Source organism: Methylobacterium aquaticum (assembly GCF_001043915.1).
Taxonomy (GTDB): domain Bacteria; phylum Pseudomonadota; class Alphaproteobacteria; order Rhizobiales; family Beijerinckiaceae; genus Methylobacterium; species Methylobacterium aquaticum.
Genome location: NZ_LABX01000376.1, coordinates 1 through 688 on the forward strand (window position 1 = coordinate 1; position 688 = coordinate 688).

The 688-nt window shown below is 67.4% G+C and carries 1 protein-coding gene; it reads left to right on the plus strand.

Translation table 11 applies throughout. From position 1 onward, the window contains the following. Positions 1–688, plus strand: a 688-nt coding sequence (locus VP06_RS32345; protein WP_048467930.1) for a TadA family conjugal transfer-associated ATPase, incomplete at both ends; no start/stop codon positions are given.

Below are 688 nucleotides of genomic sequence, written 5' to 3' on the forward strand. Positions count from 1 at the left end.
GGCCCCGACCCCGCCCCGCGAGCGCGAGGTTCAGGCACCGCTGGAGAACGCCCGCTCGGACGAGTATTACCGCACGAAGAGCATGATCTTCGGCGCGCTGATCGAGGCGATCGACCTCACCCAGCTCGCCCGCCTCGAGCCGGATGCGGCGCGGGAGGAGATCCGCGACATCGTCATCGAGATCATCGGCCTCAAGAACGTCGTGATGTCGATCGCCGAGCAGGAGGAGCTGCTCGACGACATCTGCAACGACGTGCTCGGCTACGGGCCGCTGGAACCGCTGCTGGCCCGCGACGACATCGCCGACGTGATGGTGAACGGCGCCAACCGGACCTACATCGAGGTCGGCGGCAAGATCCAGATGACGGGCGTGCGCTTCCGCGACAACCAGCAATTGATGAACATCTGCCAGCGGATCGTCAGCCAGGTCGGCCGCCGGGTCGACGAATCCTCGCCGATCTGCGACGCCCGCCTGCCGGACGGCTCGCGCGTCAACGTCATCGCGCCGCCGCTGGCCATCGACGGCCCCGCGCTGACCATCCGCAAGTTCAAGAAGGACAAGCTCACCCTCGACCAGCTCGTGCGCTTCGGCTCGATCTCGCCCGAGGGCGCCAAGATCCTCCAGATCATCGGGCGGGTGCGCTGCAACGTGGTGGTGTCGGGCGGTACCGGCTCGGGCAAGACCACG